This is a genomic window from Shimia sagamensis (assembly GCF_900182745.1).
Classification (GTDB): domain Bacteria; phylum Pseudomonadota; class Alphaproteobacteria; order Rhodobacterales; family Rhodobacteraceae; genus Shimia; species Shimia sagamensis.
The window spans coordinates 102,942-126,285 of the sequence record NZ_FXTY01000002.1 but is presented as its reverse complement, the minus strand read 5'-3'; the positions used below and the strand labels follow the sequence as shown (position 1 = coordinate 126,285).

The 23,344-nt window shown below is 55.6% G+C and carries 21 protein-coding genes; 16 read left to right on the top strand and 5 right to left on the bottom strand.

All coding sequences use genetic code 11. From position 1 onward, the window contains the following. Positions 1–60: 60 nt before the first annotated feature. On the bottom strand, positions 61–759 hold the full coding sequence (locus tag QOL67_RS05105) for a corrinoid protein (RefSeq protein WP_283424893.1): 699 nt from the start codon (positions 757–759) through the stop codon (positions 61–63). A gap of 221 nt (positions 760–980) precedes the next feature. Here QOL67_RS05105 and QOL67_RS05100 point away from each other — a divergent pair, with 221 nt between their 5' ends. The 4 genes from QOL67_RS05100 (at position 981) to QOL67_RS05085 (ending at position 4,193) form a co-directional block, all read left to right on the top strand. Beyond that, positions 981–2,066, top strand: coding sequence for a PA0069 family radical SAM protein (locus QOL67_RS05100; protein ID WP_283424892.1), 1,086 nt, complete (start codon positions 981–983; stop codon positions 2,064–2,066). 90 nt (positions 2,067–2,156) lie between these two features. Next, positions 2,157–2,888, top strand: coding sequence for a substrate-binding periplasmic protein (locus QOL67_RS05095; protein ID WP_283424891.1), 732 nt, complete (start codon positions 2,157–2,159; stop codon positions 2,886–2,888). A 134-nt stretch (positions 2,889–3,022) separates the two neighbouring features. Next, positions 3,023–3,409 carry a thermonuclease family protein gene (locus QOL67_RS05090; RefSeq protein ID WP_283424890.1) on the top strand — a complete coding sequence of 129 codons (387 nt, stop codon included), beginning with the start codon at positions 3,023–3,025 and terminating at the stop codon, positions 3,407–3,409. 175 nt (positions 3,410–3,584) lie between these two features. Further along, positions 3,585–4,193, top strand: a complete 609-nt coding sequence (locus QOL67_RS05085; RefSeq protein WP_283424889.1) for a carboxymuconolactone decarboxylase family protein — start codon at positions 3,585–3,587, stop codon at positions 4,191–4,193. Between the two features lie 51 nt (positions 4,194–4,244). Here the strand turns inward: QOL67_RS05085 and bmt are convergent, their stop codons facing one another. The 3 genes from bmt to QOL67_RS05070 all read right to left on the bottom strand — a co-directional run bounded on the left by bmt (position 4,245) and on the right by QOL67_RS05070 (position 7,722). Beyond that, entirely contained in the window at positions 4,245–5,264 is a 1,020-nt protein-coding gene (bmt, locus tag QOL67_RS05080) for a betaine--homocysteine S-methyltransferase (protein ID WP_283424888.1), read from the bottom strand. Positions 5,265–5,358: 94 nt separating this feature from the next. Beyond that, on the bottom strand, positions 5,359–7,248 hold the full coding sequence (locus QOL67_RS05075) for a phosphatidylglycerol lysyltransferase domain-containing protein (protein ID WP_283424887.1): 1,890 nt from the start codon (positions 7,246–7,248) through the stop codon (positions 5,359–5,361). Between the two features lie 159 nt (positions 7,249–7,407). Continuing rightward, a complete protein-coding gene (locus tag QOL67_RS05070) occupies positions 7,408–7,722 on the bottom strand; it encodes a DUF1476 domain-containing protein (protein WP_283424886.1) in 315 nt (104 codons plus the stop codon). A 157-nt stretch (positions 7,723–7,879) separates the two neighbouring features. Here QOL67_RS05070 and purC point away from each other — a divergent pair, with 157 nt between their 5' ends. From purC to QOL67_RS05010, 12 genes are all read left to right on the top strand, one after another. Further along, complete coding sequence (gene purC, locus QOL67_RS05065; RefSeq protein WP_283424885.1) at positions 7,880–8,635, top strand: phosphoribosylaminoimidazolesuccinocarboxamide synthase; 756 nt, start codon at positions 7,880–7,882, stop codon at positions 8,633–8,635. Positions 8,636–8,741: 106 nt separating this feature from the next. After that, the gene (gene purS / locus QOL67_RS05060) at positions 8,742–8,972 is read left to right on the top strand and encodes a phosphoribosylformylglycinamidine synthase subunit PurS (protein WP_283424884.1); all 231 of its coding nucleotides are present in this window, start codon (positions 8,742–8,744) and stop codon (positions 8,970–8,972) included. After that, on the top strand, positions 8,972–9,640 hold the full coding sequence (gene purQ / locus QOL67_RS05055; protein ID WP_283424883.1) for a phosphoribosylformylglycinamidine synthase subunit PurQ: 669 nt from the start codon (positions 8,972–8,974) through the stop codon (positions 9,638–9,640). The genes purS and purQ overlap by 1 nt, the downstream gene beginning before the upstream one ends. A 36-nt stretch (positions 9,641–9,676) precedes the next feature. After that, positions 9,677–11,440 (top strand): sensor histidine kinase, encoded by a 1,764-nt coding sequence (locus tag QOL67_RS05050; protein ID WP_283424882.1) that lies wholly within the window; start codon positions 9,677–9,679, stop codon positions 11,438–11,440. A gap of 4 nt (positions 11,441–11,444) precedes the next feature. Beyond that, positions 11,445–12,779 (top strand): sigma-54-dependent transcriptional regulator, encoded by a 1,335-nt coding sequence (locus tag QOL67_RS05045; protein WP_283424881.1) that lies wholly within the window; start codon positions 11,445–11,447, stop codon positions 12,777–12,779. 117 nt (positions 12,780–12,896) lie between these two features. Then, positions 12,897–13,580 carry an HAD family hydrolase gene (locus QOL67_RS05040; RefSeq protein ID WP_283424880.1) on the top strand — a complete coding sequence of 228 codons (684 nt, stop codon included), beginning with the start codon at positions 12,897–12,899 and terminating at the stop codon, positions 13,578–13,580. Positions 13,581–14,012: 432 nt separating this feature from the next. Continuing rightward, on the top strand, positions 14,013–17,303 hold the full coding sequence (locus QOL67_RS05035; RefSeq protein WP_283424879.1) for an Rne/Rng family ribonuclease: 3,291 nt from the start codon (positions 14,013–14,015) through the stop codon (positions 17,301–17,303). A 306-nt stretch (positions 17,304–17,609) separates the two neighbouring features. Then, the gene (locus QOL67_RS05030) at positions 17,610–18,743 is read left to right on the top strand and encodes an ABC transporter substrate-binding protein (protein ID WP_283424878.1); all 1,134 of its coding nucleotides are present in this window, start codon (positions 17,610–17,612) and stop codon (positions 18,741–18,743) included. Between the two features lie 149 nt (positions 18,744–18,892). Further along, positions 18,893–19,810 carry a branched-chain amino acid ABC transporter permease gene (locus QOL67_RS05025; protein ID WP_283424877.1) on the top strand — a complete coding sequence of 306 codons (918 nt, stop codon included), beginning with the start codon at positions 18,893–18,895 and terminating at the stop codon, positions 19,808–19,810. Between the two features lies 1 nt (position 19,811). Next, positions 19,812–20,795 (top strand): branched-chain amino acid ABC transporter permease, encoded by a 984-nt coding sequence (locus QOL67_RS05020; RefSeq protein WP_283424876.1) that lies wholly within the window; start codon positions 19,812–19,814, stop codon positions 20,793–20,795. Then, on the top strand, positions 20,788–21,543 hold the full coding sequence (locus QOL67_RS05015) for an ABC transporter ATP-binding protein (RefSeq protein ID WP_283424875.1): 756 nt from the start codon (positions 20,788–20,790) through the stop codon (positions 21,541–21,543). The genes QOL67_RS05020 and QOL67_RS05015 overlap by 8 nt, the downstream gene beginning before the upstream one ends. Next, positions 21,540–22,229 carry an ABC transporter ATP-binding protein gene (locus QOL67_RS05010; protein WP_283424874.1) on the top strand — a complete coding sequence of 230 codons (690 nt, stop codon included), beginning with the start codon at positions 21,540–21,542 and terminating at the stop codon, positions 22,227–22,229. The genes QOL67_RS05015 and QOL67_RS05010 overlap by 4 nt, the downstream gene beginning before the upstream one ends. Here the strand turns inward: QOL67_RS05010 and QOL67_RS05005 are convergent. Continuing rightward, complete coding sequence (locus QOL67_RS05005) at positions 22,226–23,338, bottom strand: CaiB/BaiF CoA transferase family protein (RefSeq protein ID WP_283424873.1); 1,113 nt, start codon at positions 23,336–23,338, stop codon at positions 22,226–22,228. The two genes, QOL67_RS05010 and QOL67_RS05005, sit on opposite strands and share 4 nt — an antisense overlap. Positions 23,339–23,344: the final 6 nt, after the last annotated feature.

Here is a 23,344-nt window from a genome sequence, read left to right as displayed (position 1 = left end):
GCCTGTGAAGGGCGGGCCGGATCAAATCGCTCGGGGAGTGAGCAAAGGGATGTGGCCTGATCAGGCGCTCATCTGGTTGTGTTTGCGGGCGACCCACTCTTTGGCGGTTTCCACGGCCACGGCAGCGTCGCGGCAGTAGGCGTCTGCACCAATAGCTTTGCCAAACTCTTCGTTGAGAGGGGCGCCACCAACCAGAACGATGTAATCGTCGCGCTGACCTTTTTCGACAAGCGTGTCGATCACAACCTTCATGTAAGGCATGGTGGTGGTCAGCAGGGCAGACATGCCGAGGATGTCGGGCTTGTGCTCTTCGAGCGCTTCCAAATAGCCTTCGACAGCGTTGTTGATGCCAAGGTCGACCACTTCAAAGCCAGCGCCTTCCATCATCATCGCCACAAGGTTTTTGCCAATGTCGTGGATGTCGCCTTTGACAGTACCAATCACCATGGAGCCCATGCGTGGTGCGCCGGTTTCGGCCAGCAGAGGCTTCAGAATGCCCATGCCACCTTTCATTGCGCCCGCTGCCAGAAGCACTTCTGGCACAAACAGGATGCCGTCCCGGAAGTCGGCACCAACAATGGTCATGCCTCCCACAAGGGCCTCTGTCAGGACGCGGTAAGGCGCCCAACCACGTTCCAAAAGGATGTTCACTGCCTCTTCGATCTCGTCCTTGAGACCATCGTAGAGGTCGTCAAACATCTGTTGGACAAGTTCCTCGTCATTAAGTTCGGACAGGATGATGTCGTCTTCTTCTGACATGCGCGTATTCCAATACCCTGGCGGGGCCCCAAAATCGGGCACCGGTTGCTGTTCGTTATAACCCAGCTTTCAAACTTTTTCAGCGGGCAAACTGTCTGAATAGCGACATAGCCAAGACCGCGTGCGACGTGTAGGGGCAAAAATCATGAATGCGATGAAAGTTTCTCATCCAGATCATGGGGTTTGTTGCATGTGTTCTCTGTTTGTTCTAGTTTGGGCAGATGTCAAATCTGAAAGAGCCTAAAATTGACGCGGAGAGGCGACGTGCCCGAGGGGCACAGAGTAATGCTGCCAGCCGGTACGATGCCCAACGAGAGGAGGTGCAGGATGGCTGGGACATTCCGGAGGAGCGCGCGATCTTTGCCACTGAAGTGAGTGAGGAGCGTCCGCGCACGATGATCACGCGAAATACCTCGCCGGACATTCCGTTTGATCGTTCGCTCAATCCCTATCGCGGCTGTGAGCATGGGTGTACCTATTGTTTTGCGCGGCCCACGCATGCCTACCTTGGTCTGTCGCCGGGGCTGGATTTTGAGAGCAAGCTGGTGGCACGTCCCAAGGCGGCGGAGGTGTTGGAGAAAGAGTTGCGGCGTAAGGCTTATGCGCCAAGCCTGTTGGCTATTGGCACCAATACCGATCCTTATCAACCAATTGAACGACGGTATCGCGTGATGCGATCAGTGTTGGAGGTTCTGCAACAGTTTAAGCATCCAGTGGCGATTACCACCAAGGGCACGTTGGTCGAACGTGACATTGATATATTGAGCGAGATGGCGGCGCAGGGGTTGGCGCAGGTTGGGATTTCGCTGACCACCATGGATGTTGCATTGTCACGCGCCATGGAACCGCGATGTCCGTTGCCGCAGCGACGGTTGCAAACCATCCGGAAATTGACAGACGCCGGGATCCCGGTGCGGGTGATGTTGGCCCCGGTGGTGCCGGGATTAACCGATCATGAAATTGAGGCGTTGATGGAGGCCGCGGCGGCGGTTGGGGCAACGGGCATGGCTTGGATCATGCTGCGATTGCCAATGGAAGTGGCGCCGCTGTTTGAGGAATGGCTGGAGGCGGCGTATCCGGGGCGGGCCGCAAAGGTATTCGCCCGGATGCGGGAAATGCATGGCGGGGAGCTTTACCATGCGAAGTTCAACAAACGCATGCGAGGCGAGGGTATCTATGCGGAAATGATTGCACAGCGGGTGGAAAAAGCGCGGGTGCGATATGGGCTGGAAAAAGACATGCCTGCGCTTCGGTGTGACTTGTTTGAAGTGCCATTTGAGCGTGACGGACAACTAGCGCTTTTCTGAAACTGTTTCAGCTATTGGTGAAGTCAACACATTGGAAAGTTTCCGCGCCTGATGGTGCGGGTCTGAACAAGTTTCCATTGGAGATAGACTATGAAGCACTTGATAGCAGTTGCAAGCCTTGCGGTGGCCTGTGTGGCCGGCACGGCCACCGCCGAGCGCCTTGTTGTGGGCGTGGAAAACATTGAATACCTGCCGCACTATAATTGGGACGGTACAAACTATTCTGGATTTGGGGCGGACCTTTTGTCGGCCTTTGCCGCGGATAGTGGGTTTGAGATTGAGTTCAAAGCGCTGCCGATCACTCGGTTGATGCAAGCGGTTGTGACTGGGGATGTGGATCTGAAATATCCGGACAACGCCTATTGGTCAGCAGAGCTCAAAGATGGACGGGGTATGGTGTACTCCGAAGTGGTGGCAGAAGCGGTTGATGGGGTAATGGTACTGCCAGACCAAGTTGGACGTTCTGTGGAGGATATTGACAGGCTTGGCACCGTACTTGGTTTCACGCCGTACTCTTGGCTGGACCGGATCAATGCCGGCGACGTGGACTTGGCGGAAAACGCGAACTTCATTGGCATGATCCGGCAGGCACTGGTTGGGCGCATTGATGGGGCTTATGCCAATCAGGATGTGGTGCGGCGCGTATTGCGGGAACTTGGCAAAGACGAAGATGCGTTGGTGTTTGACGACGGCCTACCGCACTCGGTGTCAAACTATCATGTGTCGTCAAGCGCTCGGCCGGAAGTGGTTGAGGCGTTTAATACATGGTTGGCGGCAAATGGCGACACTGTGACGGCGCTGCGCAAAAAACACGCCTTTTGAGCGGAAATTCACCTTGTTAAACATAACCATAGGCGGTCTGCTGCCTATGGATTGCGAAGCTGCTTTGTGTGTTATGACACACGCTTGGCCACGTGATAGAGCGGGCCCACCACTCACTCAGACAGAAGACCAACATGAAAATGCTAATAGCGGTTGCCGTTTTGGTAGCTACGCCTGTTTGGGCGGATGTGCAGGTGCGCGATGCGGATACAATTGTATGGGACGGTACACCGGTGCGTTTCCAAGGCGTTGACGCGCCGGAACTCAAAACCCGCGCTGGAAAAGACGCCAAACGTTGGACTGTGAATTACTTGCGCGGCAAGAAAGTGTCCTGTGATTTGACCGGAGAGCGGTCTTATGACCGCTACATCGGCGTGTGTTATGCGGATGGGAAGGACATTGGCGCAGCGGTGATTGCGGCCGGTCATGCGTTGGATTGCGCGCGGTATTCTGGCGGACGGTATCGGCAATTTGAACAGGCGTCGGCGAAGAACCGGATCAAACGGGCAGGCTATTGTTAGCATCAATGTTGCTTGGCGGGTAACTCAGATTTGACGCATACCGCGGACAGGAGTGCCCCGACACGCTTCCCCTTGATAGTTGCTTTGTTATCGATGCATGCTGCGCGCATGACTCTTTAACGCGGTGCGGACGGTATATGCGGCGCAGTGTGTCTCACTACCAAAGGACTATGTAATGCCCTGGATCGATACGGTTGCCTATGATGACGCCGACGGAAAATTGAAGATGTTGTATGATCGGGTGAAAGGCCCGGACAACAATGTCGACAACATCATGATGATGCACAGCCTGCGGCCCCATACCATGGAGGGGCATATGGCGATCTACAAATACGTGCTGCATCACAGTGGTAACACAGTGCCGAAGTGGTTTTTGGAAACGCTTGGGGTTTGGGTCAGTTCGCTCAATGAGTGTGAGTACTGCGTGGAGCATCATTTTTCCGGGTTGAAGCGGTTGCTGGCAGATGATGCGCGAGCGGATGGTATTCGCCGAGCGATCGAGGCGCGTGACATCGCGCGTGCACCGCTGGATGACAAGCAGAAGTTGGCGATGGAATATGCCCGTCAATTGACGCGTGATCCAGCTGGACTAAGCGAAAAACTGATTGTTCAGTTGCGGGATACTGGGTTCAGCGACGGCGAGATTCTGGAGATCAATCAGGTGTCGGCCTATTTTGGTTATGCCAATCGCACCGTGTTGGGGCTAGGCTGTTCCATCAAAGGTGACATCTTGGGTCTGTCGCCCAACAATTCAGAAAATCCTGACGACTGGAACCATACTTAAACAAAAAGCCCGGACAGTGTCCGGGCTTTTGAAGTTTTATCAGTGTTAGACTTAGCTGCGACGGCGGCGGCCGCGACGTTCGCGGGCAGGGGCAGTAGCATCATCGCCAGTACCATCGCCCGCGGAGGAGAAACCACCAAGTTTCTCGGCAATCAGCTCCAGGCTTGGGCGCTCGCCACGGGGGCGGGTTTCCAGTGCTTCGCGCATGGCTTTGAGGTGGTTTGGCATGGTGCCACAGCAGCCGCCGATGATCGTGGCCCCACAGTCACGTGCCATCACGGCATAGTCTGCCATCAGTTCTGGCGTGCCATCATAGTGGATATGGCCGTCGACGTATTTGGGAATGCCAGCGTTGCCTTTGGCCACAATTGGAGTCTCCGTGCCTTGGGCAGAGAAGCCCAAAACGGTGCGCAATAGATCTGGCGCTCCGGTGCCACAGTTGGCGCCAAAACCCAACGGTGTGTTTGGCAGCGCACCAACCATTTGCACCATGTCGGCGGAGGTCATGCCCATCATTGTGCGACCGGCAGTGTCAAAGCTCATGGTGCCCACCCATGGCATATCGGCCAGGGCGAAAGCTTCAGCGGCCGCTTTGTATTCTTCTGGCGCGGAGATGGTCTCGAGCCACAGAACGTCGGCGCCACCTTCTTTCAGGCCCTCGGCTTGCTCGTGGAACATTTCCACAGCGTCGGCATGAGACAGGCTGCCGACAGGCTGCATAATGTCACCAGTAGGGCCAACGGAGCCTGCAACGATCACCGGATGACCAGCTGTGTCGGCAACTTCACGGCCGATTTCCGCCGCAAGGCGGTTGAGTTCACGTACGCGGTCTTGGGCGTCGTGCAGCTTCAAACGGGACGCGTTGCCGCCAAAGGAGTTGGTCAGGAAGATGTCAGAGCCGTTGTCCACCGCGAGGCTGTAGAGTTTTTTGATGTTTTGTGGCTCATCCGCGTTCCAAAGTTCTGGTGCATCGCCGGAGCTGAGGCCCATGTTGAACAGGTTGGTGCCGGTGGCGCCGTCGGCCATGAGCCAGTCACGGGTTTCCAAAAGCTTGGAGAGGGCGTTGGTCATCAGAAACTCCTTAAGGCGCGGGGAACCGCGTGTCAGTTGCGCAGCGATGTGCCACGGGTGGCAAGTAGGCACAACTCAATTAGATGCAAGACCATTATGAGGTGGAAGACAGGTAGGCCTCGGATTGGGCGATTTGCTGGCAGGCGATTGGCGTCGCTGGAGCACTGCGGAGGTTCACGGCGCGGGTCAGGTCAAGCGCGGCCAGCCCAAGTTGGGCAGGTCCAGGAGCAGCCATAAAAAGCGGTTCCCAGCGTGGGGCAAAGCAGGCCTTGAACTGGCGCAATCCTGCGCCGCCAGCGTGTTTGAAGTGATAGCCCCGGATTTTGCGTTCCAACACATTTTTTCCTTCCGGCAGGGCGGGAGCTGCAGCCAAGGACAGACGGGGCACGTCAGCCGCTGCGGCCGCCTCGATGGCTTTTTGCACGAGGTGGTGCATGGTGCCATCAGGTGCCTCTGGCAGTACGCGCATTAGGTCGAGGCACCATTCGTGCCCGGTGGCGTGGAAACTGACAAATCCGACAAGTTGGTTGCCTTGGTAAGCGAGGAATACGGTTTGGCATCCCACGTAGAAGTCGTCAAAGCGACCCATGGTCAGTCCTTTGGGGATACCATTTCGGGCTTCCCATGCAGAAGATACACGCGCCATATCACCGAGCGGCAGCATGAGTGTGTCAGGTTGGGTGACTTGAACTTCGGCCTTTTCCGCCTGGCGAAGTTTGCGTCGCAACTGGCGATAAGTGGAGCCAGATGTTTTGTGCTTGGTTGGTGTCAGAACAGCTTCGTCGGAGATATGCACAACGGCCCAGCCAACCTTGCGGGTTTTTACAGCCTGTCGGGCGGAGATTTTGTATTTACACGCAATGCGGTTTTGTGCCCGAGCGGCGTTTTTTAACGGGCGGGCCATTGTGTGGGCGTCACCTTCGATGGGGTCAAACAAGGCGACGAGCGTTTGGCCAATGCGCACGGCGCCATAGCGCCCTGCGTCGCACGACAAGAGTGCGCCCCCATTTTGACGGATCACCCCCAACTCTGCGCGACTGACGGTGGTGAAAGGTTCATTGTCATATGCCTCGTAAGCGCGGTGTTGGCGCGGCGTGCGGGCCGGACGCGGACGGGCGAGGTGGCGCAAGAGCACCAAGCCCGCCATGAGCGCTGGCACCGCATAGTAGATTGCACGGAAGGCCAACACGCCTGCCAACAACGAAGCCTCCGGTTGGTTTGGCAGCATAGCCAATAAAGTGAGTTCAAACGGACCAACACCACCTGGCGTGCCTGAAAAAATTGCGGCACCCAATGCAATCAGGAAAACTGGGAGCAAGATAGCGAAGGTGAGCGACAGATCTGGAGGTAGCAACACGTAGAGTGCCAGAGCCGCAAAGATGGTGTCGATCAGACACAGGGTCAGCAGCGCGGCCATAGCGGGAAGCGTTGGCAAGGAAAGGCGGCTGCCTTGTCGTGGGAGTACCGGAAAGACAAAGGCCACAACAACGATAAGAAAGGCAATGGCCAGAATAACGGGTGGCAAAGACGCGGGCACATGAGGCGTTGGCAGGAATATGGCAGCTAAGGCAATAGTCACGGCCATGGCAGTCAAAAAAGTGACAGTGACAAAGGCGGTGATGCGAGCCGCGTCTTTGAGTGACAGATCCGGCATCATGCGCCAACGCACGAAGGTCCCCACAACAACGCCGGCACCAAGTGTTTGACCCAAGCCAATAGCAGTGGCGCCGACCGTCATGGCCTCGGATGTACTGCGGTGCATTTGAAAATGGCGCTGTGCAATTACGTCATAGCGCGACACGGCGAGGAAACTGATCGCGGTAAAGAAAAGCGCCAAGCCCCATTGCCATGGTGAGGCGGCGAAGACGGAGGCCCACAAGGCGCTATAATCAATGTCATCGATCTGCTCTGACAGCAGCCAAAGACACAATGCACCAAATGCAAACGGCCAAACGCGTCGCAGAAAGGTCTGCGCGGTCCTCATCTTTGATGTCTTCAAGGTTCCCGCCCCAAAATCGTTACCAGTCCCGAGTGACCCAAATCGCTATCGGATGTGTGGTTTCGGCCGCCTTAACAAAGACAATTGGAGCTAAAAAAACGCGGGCCGGAGCCCGCGCATTTGATTTTCATTTCATTGTATCGATTAGGAATCGCCGGCAAGTTCTTCTTTTGCTGCAGCAAGACTTTCACGGCGCTTCGCGCGAATGGTCGCCTCGTCGGATTTGTTTCCTAGATCCGCAACAACTTTGCGAATGACATCGTCGTGGCCTGCTTCTTCAAAATCGGCTGAGATAACGGTCATGGCGTAGGATTCTGCGTCTGACCCGGACTTGCCCAACAAATCAGCAGCCCAAAGCCCCAGTTTTTTGTTGGCACGGGCTTCGGCTTTGAATTTTGTTTCTTCATCATGCGCAAACTTGGCTTCGAAGGCGGCTTCACGATCGTCAAATGTATTCATTTTTTGGTCTCCTTCAGGGTCCTAGTATGACTTCGTTTAAATATGAGCATCAGATAGCATTGTCGCAAGAGTAAGCGGCGTGCTTGCGACAATGCTATCCATCCAGTAAGAGGGCGATCAAATTCGGGACTCATCCCGAAAGAGAAGGAATGAAGCCATGGCCCGCGGCAAGAAAATCTATGAAGGCAAAGCCAAGATTCTGTTTGAGGGCCCTGAGCCGGGCACCATTGTCCAATATTTCAAAGACGACGCCACTGCGTTCAACGCAGAAAAGAAAGACGTCATCGACGGCAAAGGTGTTCTGAATAACCGCCTGAGTGAATACTTCATGACGGGCCTGACACAGGTTGGGGTTCCGACCCATTTCCTCAAGCGCATGAATATGCGCGAGCAGTTGGTGCGCAACTGCGAGATCATTCCACTTGAAATCATCGTGCGCAACTTTGCCGCCGGCACAATGAGCAAACGCCTGGGTATTGAAGAAGGCACACAATTGCCGCGCCCAATTGTGGAATACTGCTACAAAGATGACAGTCTTGGTGATCCGCTGGTCTCAGAAGAGCATATCGCTGCCTTTGGCTGGGCCAGCCAGCAGGATATGGATGACATTCTGGGGTTGGCGCTGCGTGTCAACGACTGGCTGAGCGGCGTTATGTTTGGCGTCGGTATCCGCTTGATTGACTTCAAGATCGAGATTGGCCGGGTTTATGAAGGTGACTTTCAGCGTTTGGTTGTGGCCGATGAAATCAGCCCCGACAGCTGTCGCCTCTGGGACATTGAAAGCGGTCGGAAACTCGACAAAGACGTATTCCGCCGTGATCTTGGCAGCCTGACTGATGCCTATGCTGAAGTTGCGCGCCGCCTTGGTGTACTGCCAAAAGGCACCGGCCCCAAGCCGACGCTTGTCAGCTAATTCTGACTTAAGCTTTCTGCGCCCTGTGATGGGCGCGGGAAGACAGACAATTTTTGGTAAGAAAAGCGGGACAGTCCCGCCACATGCCCAATTGGAGAGAGACCAAATGAAAGCCCGCGTATTTGTCATGCTGAAGAACGGCGTTCTGGACCCACAAGGTGAGGCCGTGCGTCATGCGCTTGGTAGCCTTGGTTTTGACGGCGTGGAAGGCGTGCGACAGGGCAAGGTGATCGAGTTGGATCTGGCAGAGGGCTCCACCGAGGCCACCGTGACCGAGATGTGTGAGAAGCTGCTCGCCAACACAGTGATCGAAAGCTACCGGGTGGAGATGGGCTGATGAAAGCTGCGGTCATTGTTTTTCCGGGCTCCAACTGTGATCGCGACCTCGCGGTGGCGTTTGAACAGGCCGGAGCAGACGTCACTATGGTGTGGCACAAAGATACAGCCTTACCCGAAGGCATCGATATGGTTGGTGTTCCAGGCGGGTTCAGCTTTGGCGATTATCTGCGGTGCGGCGCCATTGCTGCAAACTCGCCTATTTGTCAGTCACTCATCAAACACGCGGAACGTGGTGGCTATGCGCTTGGCGTTTGTAATGGCTTTCAAATCCTGACTGAGACGGGACTGTTGCCTGGTGCGTTGCGCCGCAATGCTGGGCTGAAGTACATCTGCCGGACAGTTGGTCTTGAAGTGGCCAGCGCAGATACTGCGTTTACGTCTGGTTACGGCAAGGGTGACGTTGTGAACGTGCCAATTGCGCACCATGACGGCAACTACTTTGTCACGGATGAAAAGCTGGCACAGCTGAGAGACGAAGACCGGATTGCGTTTACCTACACCGACAACCCAAATGGGTCGGTTGCAGATATCGCAGGTGTGGTCAGCAAAAATCGCCGTGTGCTTGGTATGATGCCTCACCCAGAGCGGGCGGCGGATACTGGACATGGTGGCACGGACGGAGTGGCAATGTTCCGCGCGTTGATGGATCAGTTTGCCACAGCATGACTTGAGGGTGTCGGCGCGTAAGCGTACTGTTCGTGCATGACGCAAAACGCTTCTGACACCTCTGAAAAACTGCGCCCGGCGACAACAAGCTGGCGGGCGCGTGTGACTTTGGCGTTGTTGGTCGTGGTTGCAGGGGTGACAATTTGGGTCACCAACAGTTTCCTGACAGATCGGTTTACCGCCAACACACGCAATCGGGCGGAGCTCCGGCTCGCGCTGTATTCTGGCAACTTGCTCAGTGAATTGCGCCGCAACGCGATTGTACCGCAGTTGTTGGCCAAAGACCCTGAATTGATAGGGGCATTGAATTCTCAAGATTTCTCCAGCTCCACCGCGCGGTTGATCAGCTTTGTCGATGAGATTGGCGCGGCATCACTTTTAATGCTGGACGAAACCGGGCGCACGGTGGCTGCGACTGACCGCACCCGACTTGGTACAATGTATCGAGAACAAGAGTTTTTTATCAATGCGTTACGGTCTAATGTTACACTCTTTACAACAGCAAGAGATGAGACCGGCGCTTATCGGTTTATCTATTCTCGGCGATTGGAAAGCGGCGGGGCCACGCTTGGTGTGATCGCAGTTGAAGTGGATTTGCACAAATTCGAACGGGCCTGGGCCGGGATTTCGGATGCGGTTCTGGTGGCCAACAGCGAAGGCACGATTATCCTCAGCAGTGAGCCGCGTTGGCGCGGATTGACTGAATCAGAGGCGCTATCACGTCAACCAGCCTTAGGCGCGATAGAGCGGGCGATAAAGGTGACCGCGGATTGGGCACAGGACCCAGCGGACGCGTATTTGCGCGGTGAAGCGGTGATGCGTATGGGCGCGCGTATCCCGTTCCGAGGCTGGCAGATGACCAGTTTCACCAGTTACGCCGGTGTGCGCGAGAAGGTGAACGCGGTTCTGGCACTGGAAATTATGGGGTTTGCGATCCTGCTGGCGCTTGGATTTTATGTTTTGGGCCGAAAAAGTGCTTTACGTATGGCGTTGTTTCAGCGCGAAAGCGTCGAATTGCGCGGTTTGAATCTACGGCTTCAGCGGGAAATCGCCGAACGAGAACGCATGCAGCAGAGTTTAGAGGTGGCGGAACAAAGCCTGGCGCAGAGCTCCAAATTGGCCGCGTTGGGGGAGATGTCTGCGGCGGTGAGCCATGAGTTGAACCAACCATTAGCGGCGATGAAGACCTACCTAGCCGGAGCGCAGCTTTTGGTGAAGCGCAACCGGCCGGACGAAGCCCTGACGTCGTTTCAGCGTATTGATGATCTGATCGAAAGAATGGGCGCGATCACCAAGCAGCTCAAATCGTATGCCCGAAAAGGTGGCGATGAGTTTCATGTGGTTGAGATGAGCGATGCGGTGGCCTCGGCTTTGTCGATGATGGAGCCGCAATTGCGCCAGAGACAGGTGCACATAAGCAAGATTGTGCCGACGGATCCGGTACGGGTGATGGGCGATCGGGTGCGCATCGAGCAGGTGATGATCAACTTGCTGCGCAATGCCTTGGACGCGACCGAGTCTGTGGCCGATCCGGAGATCGAAATCCTTTTGGCAGCAGGGGAAACAGCCACTTTGACGGTGCGCGACAACGGCCCTGGCATTGAGGATTTGAACAACCTTTTTGAGCCGTTTTTCACCACAAAACAGCCTGGTGAGGGGGTTGGTTTGGGGCTTGCGATCAGCTCTGGTATCGTCAGCGACCTTGGCGGACGGCTTACGGCACGAAATGGGGACGGGCAGGGGGCTGTATTTGAGGTACAACTTCCTATCTTGAATGAAGACATTGAAGCAGCGGAGTAAATTCGTGGCACAAAGCATGAAGATCGCAATCGTCGATGACGAGCAGGACATGCGGCAGTCGATCAGCCAATGGCTGGCGCTGTCGGGCTATGACACAGAAACATTTCCCAGCGCCGAAGATGCGCTGAAAGCGCTTGGCGCAGAATATCCGGGGATCGTGATTTCCGATATCAAGATGCCTGGCATGGATGGGATGCAATTCCTTAAAAAACTGATGGGCGCGGACAGTTCGCTTCCGGTGATTATGATCACCGGACACGGCGACGTGCCTATGGCGGTGGAGGCGATGCGCGTGGGTGCGTATGATTTCCTGGAGAAGCCGTTTAATCCGGATCGCATGACGCAGCTGGCCAAGAAGGCCACCAATGCGCGACGCCTGACGCTGGATGCGCGCGCGCTACGTCGGGAATTGTCTGACGGCGATCAGATTATGAACAAGTTGATTGGGGCGAGCCCGGTGATGGCGCGCCTCAAAGAGGACATTCTCGATCTGGGGCAGGCTGATGGCCATGTTCTGATTGATGGCGAGACCGGCACCGGCAAGACGTTGGTGGCGCATGCGTTACACGCCGTTGGCAGCCGGGCTGGCAAGAAGTTTGTATTGGTGAGCTGTGGCGCATTTGAAGAAGACGCGCTGGCGAAACGCCTGTTTGGGCCAATGAACCCTGAGGATTCCCAACTGCCTGCTGTCGAAGAGGCGCGCGGTGGGACGTTGGTGCTTGAGGACATCGAGAGCTTGAGCGATGCGTTGCAGGCAAAACTGCTGAACGTGATCAACGAGCAAGGCACGCCGGCGGAGACGCGCATTGTGGCGATCTCCAACATGCAGGAACAAGACCGGACCTGCGAAGATGCGCTACGCGCTGATTTGTTTTATCGTTTGGCTGCTTTGCGGATCACAGTTCCGCCACTGCGCCAGCGTGGGGAAGACATACTTACACTGTTTACGCGACTGTCAGAGCAATTCAGCGAAGAATATGGGTGCGATGCCCCCAAAGTCACTGCGCAAGAAGCTGCGCAGTTGCTGCAGGCACCGTGGCCGGGCAACGTACGCCAGCTAATCAACTTGGCAGAGCGTGCTGTTTTGCAAAGCCGTCGCAGTGAGGGCACGATTGCATCGCTATTGATGAGCGACCACGAGGAGATGCAGCCAGTGGTGACCACCGAAGGCAAACCACTAAAAGAATACGTGGAAGCATTTGAGCGCATGTTGATCGACAACACCATGCGGCGGCATCGTGGGTCAATTTCTGGTGTGATGGAAGAGCTGTGCCTGCCACGTCGGACACTCAATGAGAAGATGGCCAAATACAGCTTACAGAGGGCAGACTATCTCTGATTTCTGACCGACAGACAACATAAGCGCCGTAGGCTTTCGATAGGCTTGCGGCGTTTTTTGTTTGATGGCAGGGTGTCGCTTTGTTGGCGCTAACGGAAATTTGTGGAGTACCCTGTTATGGCATTGTTAAAGAAACCGGCCGCGTATTTGTTTGATATGGATGGCTTGCTTCTGGACACGGAGCGGATGTTTTTGGAGGCGTTTTTGACGCTGACGGACGATCTGGGGATTGCAACAGAAGAGGCAAAAGCGTTTTTTGGCGGTTTGGTGGGGACGTCTAGCAAAGTCACCACTGCGCGGTTGCATGATTTTTTGCCTCACCAAACAGATGTAATGGATTTTGATCAGCGTTGGCGTTTGCTGCATCAGGACAATGTTGGACATGGCGTGCCGACAAAGCCGTATGCGCGGGACGTGTTGCAAGCGATCCGTGAAGCGGAGGTGCCTATGGCGGTTGTGACTTCCACGCATGGACCGGACGCGCAGCACCATTTGGAGAAGGCCGGCATTCTGCCTTTTTTTGAAACGGTATGCACGGGCAACGAGGTTACCGCCAATAAACCAGATCCTGAGCCATATTTGGAAGGCGCGCGTCGTTTGGGAGTGGACCCAACACAGTGTGTGGCGTTTGAGGATAGTGATTTTGGGACCACCGCAGCTGTTCGGGCGGGGTGCCTGACAGTGCAAATTCCAGACCTGCGGCCGCCAAACACGCCGTTGCCGGAGCTGGGGCAGATCGTTGCTAAGGATTTGCTCCATGGTGCTGTGCAGATTGGGCTTTTTGAGGATGCGTTAACCTAACCCACGTATCCGTCAGACGATTCCCCATTGTGTTTTCCACAGGAGTGGTTTTATGTGGGGGAACGGATGGCGCAGTGTTTGCGCACCGTATGAGTTTCGCTGAGTATTGCGTTTCAGTTGGCCCACAGGACCCCGAGGGGCAGAGGGCCGGGCGGGATGCTCAGACCGATTGGGTTCATGAAAATGAACCAGTAGAGACGCCCGCACCGCCATGGCGGAGGGCATATAACAGGCGCAGGCTCGGGACCACCGAATGCCGCGTCGGAGAAGAAACGCGATGAAGCGCGCGATTGATTTGAGAGACCGAGCAGGGGCCGCAAGCGGCCCCATCGGCGGCGCGCATCCCCTCGCTCAAACAAGACACCCCCAAAAAGTTCACCGACCCGATCCCCCGGGAGGGGCGCGGCGCTTACGCGGGTGCAAACGGATAACATGGCTAAGAAAATGCTCATCGATGCCACCCACGCGGAAGAGACCCGCGTTGTGGTGGTGGACGGAAACAAAGTTGAGGAGTTCGACTTTGAATCTGAAAACAAACGGCAACTCGCCGGCAATATTTATCTTGCAAAAGTAACACGGGTTGAGCCGTCGCTTCAGGCGGCTTTTGTGGACTATGGCGGAAACCGTCATGGTTTCCTCGCGTTCTCCGAAATCCACCCGGATTACTATCAGATCCCTGTCGCGGATCGTGAGGCGCTTCTGGAAGAGGAGCGCGCGTATGCGGAGTCTTTGAAGGCCCGTGACGAAGAAGAAGAAAAACCCAAATCCCGGTCTCGTCGGTCTCGCTCCCGTAAGAAGAAGCCTGAAGATCAGGTAGCAGCAGATGCCGCTGAAGCTGAGACATCAGAAGTTGTGACGGAAACGTCTGCGGCTGAGATTTCAGGCATGGAAACCATTGACCTGGTGGAAGATGCTGGCAGCGCGGACGAGGGTCTGTCTCCAATGGAACTGGTGGAAGAGACACCAGTTGAGGAACCTGTAGAAGGTGAAACGGCTAACGCTGATGATGCTGTTGAAGGCACGTCTGAAACTGAGGTTGTTGCCGAAGTAGAAGAGGCTGCGTCAGAGGAGGGCGTCGAGGAGACACCTGTCGCCGAAGTCGCTGCTGACGTGACAAGTGAAGAAGTCGTACCAGAAGCCGAAGTCACTCAAGATGACGATGCGGATGTGTCTGCCGACGAAGACAACAAAGACGACGGCCCCAAGACCATCGCAGCCAACACCGAAGGCGAAGATGCCGTGGTCAGCAAAGACCCGGAGACCGGCGCAGAAACCGAAACTGAGGCCAGCGCTGCACCAGAAGAAGAAACTTCTGAGGAGGCACCTGCTGCCGTCGAAGACGCTACGGTTGAGGAAGACGTTGCAGTTGAAGCTCAAGACGCGGCCGCTGAAGAAGGTTCCGTTGAAGCCAAAGACGTGACTTCTAAAGGGCAAGCTGACGCGGACGTTGCGGAAGAGGTACCAACCGAAGAGACCGTGGCAGAGACAGACGTTGCGGCTGACGAGGTTGCTACGAAAGACGATGCCGCCACAGCTGATACAAATGAGACCGAAGTAGCGGAAACTGCTGAGGCAGAATCTGGCGCTGGTGAAGATACCGCGGACAAAGAGGCCTCTGAAGCAGACGCGCAGTCTGACGATGAAGAGAATGGCAAAAAGTCGAACCGCCGCCGCTCCCGCCGTCGCGGCAAACGCTCCGATGCGACAGAAAAAGACGAAAGCATCGAATCCGTTGCAGATGACGACGACATCGAGGACATCCGTCCGCCGCGTAAACCACGGGCCCGTCGCTATAAGATCCAAGAAGTGGTGAAAGTGCGCCAAATTCTCTTGGTGCAGGTTGTTAAAGAAGAGCGCGGCAACAAAGGCGCGGCGCTCACCACGTATCTGTCTTTAGCCGGTCGCTATTGCGTGTTGATGCCAAACACCGCGCGTGGCGGTGGTATTTCCCGCAAAATCACCAATGCGGTCGATCGCAAGAAGCTTAAAGAGATTTCCAGCGAAATCGATGTACCACAGGGCGCGGGTTTGATCGTGCGTACAGCTGGCGCAAAACGCACAAAATCCGAGATCAAGCGGGACTACGAATATCTACAGCGTTTGTGGGAGCAGATCCGCGAGCTGACGCTAAAGTCGATAGCACCTGCGAAGATCTATGAAGAAGGCGATTTGATCAAACGCTCGATCCGCGATTTGTATTCACGTGAGATCGACGAAGTTTTGGTGGAAGGCGAGCGTGGATACCGCATCGCCAAGGACTTCATGAAGATGATCATGCCGTCCCACGCCAAAAACGTGAAACGCTATCAAGACACACTGCCTCTGTTTGCCCGCTACCAGGTGGAAAGCTACCTGTCCGGCATGTTCAATCCGACGGTTCAACTGAAATCCGGTGGCTACATCGTGATTGGCGTGACCGAGGCGCTGGTTGCAATTGACGTCAACTCCGGTCGGGCCACCAAAGAAGGCTCAATTGAAGAAACTGCGCTGAAGACCAACCTAGAGGCGGCTGAAGAAGTGGCGCGTCAACTGCGTCTGCGTGACCTGGCTGGTCTGATCGTGATCGATTTCATCGATATGGATGAGCGCAAGAACAACACAGCCGTTGAAAAACGGATGAAAGACAAGCTGAAGACGGATCGTGCCCGCATTCAGGTGGGTCGGATTTCCGGCTTTGGCCTGATGGAAATGAGCCGCCAGCGTTTGCGTCCGGGCATGATTGAAGCGACGACACAGCCTTGTGCGCATTGTCATGGCACAGGTCTGATCCGGTCGGACGACAACCTTGCGCTGTCAATTCTGCGCGAGATTGAAGAAGAAGGCACACGAGGTCGCTCGCGTGAGGTGCTGGTGAAGGCACCGGTTGCGATTGTGAACTATCTGATGAACCACAAACGTGAGCATGTGGCACAGATTGAAGCGCGCTATGGCCTGTCCGTTCGGATAGAAGCCGATCCACATCTGGTGTCGCCGAACTTCGAGATAGAGAAGTTCAAGACAGCAACCCGTGTGGTGCCTGAAGTTGAGGCGACTGTGGTGTCCGGCGATATCTCGATCATGGATGCAATAGACGACGCCGAAGTGGAAGACGCGGAAGTGATTTCCGAAGAAAGCGTTGTTGAAGACAAACCTGCTGAAGACGAAGGTGAGGACAAGCCTAAGAAGCGTCGTCGTCGTCGTCGCCGTCGTCGTGGTAACGGCGAAGGTGAAGACAGTGCCGACGGGGAAACAAAACCTGACAGCGAAGCTGCATCCGAGCAACCTGAAAGTGGCGACGTGTCCGAGGGGGGCTCTGAGACCTCTGTAGAAGAGACGCCCGAAGGTGAAGAGAAACCAAAGAAGCGCAGCCGTAGCCGTCGTAGCCGGTCCCGTGGCAAGAAAACAGAAGCCGCGAGTGAAGATACCGTTGCGGAGGATGTGACGCCAGAAGATGCCAGTGCCGAAGCTGAAGCTCAACCGTCTGAAGTGGTGGAACCACAGGCAACTGATGACGTGCCGGTCGAAGTGACGGCCACGCCAGAGCCCGCCAATGCCTCCGAAGAGGTGTCCACACCTGAGGCTGCCGTCGAGTCTTCTAAAACTGTTGAGGCTCCTGTCGAAGAAGCGGCCGAAGTCAGCCGCCAGCCTGAGGTGGTGGAAGTACAGCCAGAGCCGGCTATGGAGCCGGAAAAACCGGCGGCTCCGCCAAAGCCGAAGCGACGTGGCTGGTGGTCACGCGGATAGTAAGTTGAGAAACGCCGGGGCTTCCCCGGCGTTTTTTTGGCCGGTGTTCCGACTGGATCAACCTTTTATACGGTTGAGTTAGCTCGATAAATTTCCCGCCTGTGGATAGTGCGAACGCAGAAACCTCACAGATTGAGCCGATTCCACACTTCAACCACGATCAGCAATACGCTGAAAAGGTACGGAAAAATACATTTTAGGCTTGAAGATATTTTAAGCTTAAAAAAAATCGCTTCAGCTTATTGACGGACGGCCCTCAGAACGCCCAAGGTTCATATTGAAAACAGTGAACCAGGGAGCGACAAAATGAAGTTGCGGAGTGCGGCATTGGCTGCGGCGATGGCATTGGCAGGCGCAACAGCGCAGGCAGATGTGAAAGTTGGAATGATCACCACACTGTCCGGCGGCGGTGCAGGATTAGGGATTGATGTGCGGGATGGCTTTATGCTGGCTGTGCAGCAGGCCGGTCGGGATGACCTTGAAGTGGTTATCGAGGATGACCAGCGCAAACCTGACATTGCTGTGCAATTGGCAGACAAAATGATTCAGTCTGAGAAGGTTGATATTTTGACCGGCATCATCTGGTCCAACCTCGCGATGGCTGTGGTGCCTGCAGCAACTGCGCAGGGCAAATTCTACCTGTCACCAAACGCTGGTCCATCTCCATTGGCTGGCAAAGGCTGTCACAAAAACTACTTCAACGTCGCATGGCAGAACGACAATCTGCACGAGGCGGCAGGTGCGTATGCAAACGACACTGGCTTTAAGAACAGTTTCATTTTGGCACCAAACTATCCGGCCGGTAAGGACGCACTGACGGGTTACAAGCGCTTTTTCGAAGGTGAGATGGCTGGTGAGCTTTACACCAAATTGGGCCAGACGGACTACGCAGCCGAGATTGCACAGATCCGGGCGTCCGGAGCCGATAGCGTGTATTTTTTCCTGCCAGGCGGCATGGGGATTTCCTTCCTGAAACAATATGCCGCGAGCGGTGTGGAACTGCCATTGGTCGGCCCGGCGTTCAGCTTTGACCAAGGCATTCTGCAAGCGGTAGGCGACGCGGCAATGGGTGTGAAAAACACCAGCCAGTGGAACAAAGACATCGACAACGCCACCAACGCGGCGTTTGTGGAAACTTTCCAGGCCGAATATGGCCGTCTGCCGTCGCTCTACGCGAGCCAAGGGTTTGACACCGCTAACCTGCTGATTTCTGCGATGGGCAAGGCGGATGTTGCGGATGCGGATGCCTTCCGTGCGGCATTGAAAGATGCGGAGTTTGACTCCGTGCGCGGTAAGTTTGCCTTTGGCGACAACCACCATCCGGTGCAGGACATCTACGTGCGTGAAGTGATCAAAGAAGGTGACGTGTACACCAACAAGATCATTGCGACCGGCCTGTCCGACCACGCGGATGCCTATGCAGCAGATTGCAAGATGTAAGTGATTTTGGGAAGGCTTTATGGCCTTCCCCTTCCATGCATCCTGGTGGGGTAGGTGCATGATGTTCCGTCTTTAATATCCTGAATAACCGAAATTTTCTGCGCTGATCATTTGGCGGAGGGGTGCTTCTTTGGCACCGGACGAGGGCCATGACAATACTACTTTTCATAGAGCAAATGCTGAACGGGTTACAGTTTGGCGTAATGCTATTTTTGATGAGCGCTGGACTGACGCTGGTCTTTGGCGTGATGGGACTGATCAATTTGGCGCATGGGTCGCTTTACATGATTGGCGCCTTTGCAGCGGCAGCAGTGGCAGCGGCAACCGGCTCGTTTGTGCTGGCCTTGATGGCTTCTTTAGCCGCCGCAGCGCTGGCTGGCGCGTTGATTGAGTTGACCATCATCCGGCGGCTCTATGACCGGGACCATTTGGATCAGGTGCTGGCGACTTTCGCGCTGATCCTAATTTTTTCGGAGGGCACGCGCTGGATGTTTGGCTCGTTCCCGCTGTTCCTCGACGTGCCGAAGGTGTTGTCAGGGCCTGTGACCTTGCCAGGTGGCATCCAGTTTCCGGCTTACCGGTTGTCAATTATTGTGATTGGCCTGTTGGTGGCGGGGGGTATGTTTGCCCTGATCAATCGCACACGCGTGGGCATTCGCATCCGTGCGGGGGAGGCTGATCGGGAAATGATCGCTGCCCTCGGCGTGGACATTGCCAAGCTCTATACCTTTGTTTTTGCGCTTGGCGCGGCTTTGGCTGGCTTTGCAGGAGCCTTGGTAGGGGCCATTCAATCGGTTCAGGTTGGCATGGGCGAGCCTGTGCTGATTTTGGCATTTGTGGTGATTGTGATTGGTGGCATTGGCTCGATCAAAGGGGCGTTTGTTGGCGCACTTTTGGTGGGGTTCACGGATACAATGGGCCGGATTTTGTTGCCGCAGATTTTTGCACTGTTTTTGGAGCCATCCTCGGCGGTGACTGTCGGCTCTGCGTTGGCATCGATGCTGATTTATATCCTGATGGCAGGCGTTTTGGTGTTCCGCCCTCGCGGACTATATGGGGTGGCCTAAGATGACACGCGAAACTTGGATCAACGTTGCTTCATTAGCTGTGCTGCTTGGGGTGCCGCTTTGGGCGTTGATGGCGGATGAGCCATTTATCATTACCTTGGCGACACGGGCCGCGATTTTTGCATTGGCCGGCGTTGGGTTGAACCTGGCACTGGGCACAGGCGGGTTGGTGAGCTTGGGGCATGCGGCGTTTTTCGGAATTGGTGGCTACGCGATGGGAATTTTGGCGAGCCATGCACAGTCCTACGCACCAATTATGGAAGCACCGTTTCTGATCGAGGGAACCAAATCGATGCCAGTGATCTGGCTGGTGGCGATGGTGACAAGTGCGCTGGCGGCGCTGGCGATCGGGGTACTGAGCCTTCGAACCTCAGGCGTGTATTTCATTATGATCACTTTGGCCTTTGGGCAGATGGTCTACTACTTCGCGATCAGCTGGCCTGCCTATGGCGGCGAAGATGGCCTATCGATCTATGTGCGCAACGGGTTTCCGGGGTTGAACACACTGGTGCCAATCCAGTTCTTTGGCCTGTGTTTTGTGATCCTGTGTCTGGTGTTGCTGCTGATGAATGCAATTCACAAATCGGCCTTTGGTTTGGCGCTAAGCGCGGCGCGGCAGAATGAGACGCGCGTGTTGTCGGTTGGCCTGAAGCCGTACCACCTTCGGCTGGTGGCTTTTGTGATTTCCGGCGCGGTGACCGGACTGGCTGGGGCGTTGTTTGCGGACCTCAACCGGTTTGTCAGCCCCACCATGCTGAGTTGGCAGATGTCGGGTGAGATCATTATTTTCATCATCATCGGTGGGGTGGGGCGTCTGTTTGGGCCAGTGATTGGCGCGATGATCTTTATTCTTCTGGAGCATACGCTCGGGGGTCTGTCAGAGTTCTGGCATGTCTACTTAGGCGCGCTGCTGCTCGGTATCGTGCTTTTTGCGAAGGGGGGCTTGATTGGTGCCTTTGCAGGTCGGGAGAAAGCCCATGACTGATGTGGTGTTGCGCACAGATCGACTTTTCAAAAGCTTTGGTGCCCTCAAAGCGACCAACGATGTGTCATTGGATTTGCGCAAAGGGGAAATCCACGCCTTGATTGGGCCCAATGGGGCTGGGAAATCGACGTTGATCCAGCAAATCACCGGGCATTTGGCCTCCGATAGTGGTGCAGTCAGCCTGATGGATGAGCATCTGACCGACGTTGGACCAGCAGAGCGTGCACGCAAAGGGTTGGGGAGAACATTTCAGATTTCGTCGCTCGCCATGGAGCACACCGTGTTGCAAAACGCGGTGCTTGGAGCACTGGGGCAACGCGGCAATGTGATGGCGTTCTTTAAGCCGGTCATGAAAGATGTGCGGCTTGTATCTGCCGCTAAGGCGGCACTGGCGCAGGTTGGCCTGGCTGAGTTTGCAACGACACGGACTGCTGATTTGAGTCATGGTCAACGACGGCAGCTTGAGGTGGCAGTTGCCCTGACCCTTAAACCCAAAGCTTTCCTGATGGATGAGCCGATGGCAGGACTGGGCTTGGAAGGGGCGCAACAAATGATTGGGCTTTTGACGGAGTTGCGGAAAGAAGCACCAATTCTGTTGATCGAGCACGATATGGATGCGGTTTTTGCGTTGGCGGATCGGATTAGTGTGTTGGTTTATGGCGAGGTGATCGCAACTGGCACGCCAGAGGAAATCAAAGTGAACCCGGAAATTCGGCGGGCCTATCTGGGCGACGAGGTGCCAGCATGAGTTTGATCGAGCTAAAAAATGTCGCGGCGTTTTATGGTCCAAGTCAGGCGCTGTTTGATGTGTCGTTGAGCGTTGGTGAAGGCGAAGTTTTGGCGCTGATGGGACGCAACGGTATGGGCAAGACCACCACCGTGAAAGTCATGTGCCGGATGCTCAAGAACTCGGATGGCGCGGTGCAATTTGGCGGGCAGGATATCGGGGCGTTGCCGTCCTATAAGGCTGCTCGATTGGGCATTGGTTTGGTGCCGGAGGGGCGCCGATGTTTCGCAAATCTGTCGGTGCACGAGAACTTGATTGCGGCCGCCCGCAAAGGGGCTTGGGACTTTGAGGCGGTGTGTCGCCTGTTTCCGCGCTTGGAAGAGCGGCGTGATCAGTCAGCAGCTTCGCTCTCCGGTGGGGAGCAACAGATGTTGGCGATTGGTCGCGCGCTGATGACCAATCCAAAGTTACTTATTCTGGATGAGGCCACCGAGGGGTTGGCACCGGTGATCCGGCAGGAAATCTGGGAAGCTGTGGCCAAGCTGAAAGCGGAGACTGGTATGGCGATCATTGCGATCGACAAGTCGCTAAAAGAATTGGGGCAGGTGGCTGACTGTGCGGTTATCCTTGAAAAGGGACGCACGGTCTGGGCCGGAGCGTTTGGTGATTTGGGGCCAGAAGAGACCGATAGGTACCTTGGGGTTTAAGTCTCAGGTTTTGGCAGAACAGGCGCGGTGCGGTTTATCGCCAGCTCTGCGTCCGAGAACACCCAAGGACCGCGCAAGCCCCGCACGCCTTCGGCCTCAACCACCATACCGCGGGCTTCGACTTGGGGATCGGTGAGCGCTTGCTCAATGGAGTTGATCGGGCCAGCAGGGACTGTGGCTGCTTCCAAAGCGGACAGCAGATTTTCCGATGTCCACTTACTGGTTTCCAGCTCGATCTGTTTGGTCAGCGCTTCGCGATTGGCGACGCGCAATTGGTTGGTTGCATAGTCCGGTGCATCCCCTAAGTCGCCACGCGAAAGAACGCCACAAAGACGTTGGAATTGACCGTCATTGCCCACCGCAATGATGATGTGGCCGTCCGATGTGGGCACCACTTGATATGGTGCAATGTTGGGATGTGCGTTGCCTTTGCGATTTGGGCTGTCGCCGGTGGCCAGGTAGTTCATTGCCTGATTGGCGAGCATGGCCGTGGCACAATCCAACAAAGACATGTCGATGTGTTGGCCTTTGCCAGTGGCATGGCGTTGCTCCACAGCGGCAAGAATACCGATGGTGCCATAGAGACCCGTGACCACGTCCGTGACCGCGACACCAACCTTTTGTGGTTGGCGTTCTGGCTCGCCGGTGATCGACATCAGGCCAGACATGCCCTGCAACAGGAAATCATAGCCAGCGCGGGAGGCATAAGGGCCAGTTTGGCCAAAGCCGGTGATCGAGCAGTAGATCAGGCGCGGATTGACTTGGGATAGCGTGTCGTAGTCCAAACCGTATTTCTTCAACCCGCCAACTTTGAAGTTCTCGATTAGAATATCGGCGTCTTTGATCAGTTCCAGCACCTGGGCGCGGCCTTTCTCAGTTCGGAAATCCGCGACCACGGAGGTCTTGCCGCGATTTGCTGCGTAGAAATAGGCTGCGGTTTTGTCGCCGTCGCGCTCGATAAAGGGCGGGCCCCAGGTTCGGGTGTCATCACCTTGCGGAGCTTCCACTTTGATAACTTCAGCACCAAGGTCGGCCAGCGATTGGCCAATCCAGGGGCCAGCCAAAATGCGGGCGAGTTCTACAACTTTAAGACCTTTGAGTGGGGTCATGGGGAG

Coding starts and splice junctions, on each gene's coding strand:
- QOL67_RS05105 (WP_283424893.1), bottom strand. CDS start 759: ATGTCAGAAGAAGACGACATCATCCTGTCCGAACTTAATGACGAGGAA.
- QOL67_RS05100 (WP_283424892.1), top strand. CDS start 981: ATGTCAAATCTGAAAGAGCCTAAAATTGACGCGGAGAGGCGACGTGCC.
- QOL67_RS05095 (WP_283424891.1), top strand. CDS start 2,157: ATGAAGCACTTGATAGCAGTTGCAAGCCTTGCGGTGGCCTGTGTGGCC.
- QOL67_RS05090 (WP_283424890.1), top strand. CDS start 3,023: ATGAAAATGCTAATAGCGGTTGCCGTTTTGGTAGCTACGCCTGTTTGG.
- QOL67_RS05085 (WP_283424889.1), top strand. CDS start 3,585: ATGCCCTGGATCGATACGGTTGCCTATGATGACGCCGACGGAAAATTG.
- bmt (WP_283424888.1), bottom strand. CDS start 5,264: ATGACCAACGCCCTCTCCAAGCTTTTGGAAACCCGTGACTGGCTCATG.
- QOL67_RS05075 (WP_283424887.1), bottom strand. CDS start 7,248: ATGAGGACCGCGCAGACCTTTCTGCGACGCGTTTGGCCGTTTGCATTT.
- QOL67_RS05070 (WP_283424886.1), bottom strand. CDS start 7,722: ATGAATACATTTGACGATCGTGAAGCCGCCTTCGAAGCCAAGTTTGCG.
- purC (WP_283424885.1), top strand. CDS start 7,880: ATGGCCCGCGGCAAGAAAATCTATGAAGGCAAAGCCAAGATTCTGTTT.
- purS (WP_283424884.1), top strand. CDS start 8,742: ATGAAAGCCCGCGTATTTGTCATGCTGAAGAACGGCGTTCTGGACCCA.
- purQ (WP_283424883.1), top strand. CDS start 8,972: ATGAAAGCTGCGGTCATTGTTTTTCCGGGCTCCAACTGTGATCGCGAC.
- QOL67_RS05050 (WP_283424882.1), top strand. CDS start 9,677: ATGACGCAAAACGCTTCTGACACCTCTGAAAAACTGCGCCCGGCGACA.
- QOL67_RS05040 (WP_283424880.1), top strand. CDS start 12,897: ATGGCATTGTTAAAGAAACCGGCCGCGTATTTGTTTGATATGGATGGC.
- QOL67_RS05035 (WP_283424879.1), top strand. CDS start 14,013: ATGGCTAAGAAAATGCTCATCGATGCCACCCACGCGGAAGAGACCCGC.
- QOL67_RS05030 (WP_283424878.1), top strand. CDS start 17,610: ATGAAGTTGCGGAGTGCGGCATTGGCTGCGGCGATGGCATTGGCAGGC.
- QOL67_RS05025 (WP_283424877.1), top strand. CDS start 18,893: ATGACAATACTACTTTTCATAGAGCAAATGCTGAACGGGTTACAGTTT.
- QOL67_RS05020 (WP_283424876.1), top strand. CDS start 19,812: ATGACACGCGAAACTTGGATCAACGTTGCTTCATTAGCTGTGCTGCTT.
- QOL67_RS05015 (WP_283424875.1), top strand. CDS start 20,788: ATGACTGATGTGGTGTTGCGCACAGATCGACTTTTCAAAAGCTTTGGT.
- QOL67_RS05010 (WP_283424874.1), top strand. CDS start 21,540: ATGAGTTTGATCGAGCTAAAAAATGTCGCGGCGTTTTATGGTCCAAGT.
- QOL67_RS05005 (WP_283424873.1), bottom strand. CDS start 23,338: ATGACCCCACTCAAAGGTCTTAAAGTTGTAGAACTCGCCCGCATTTTG.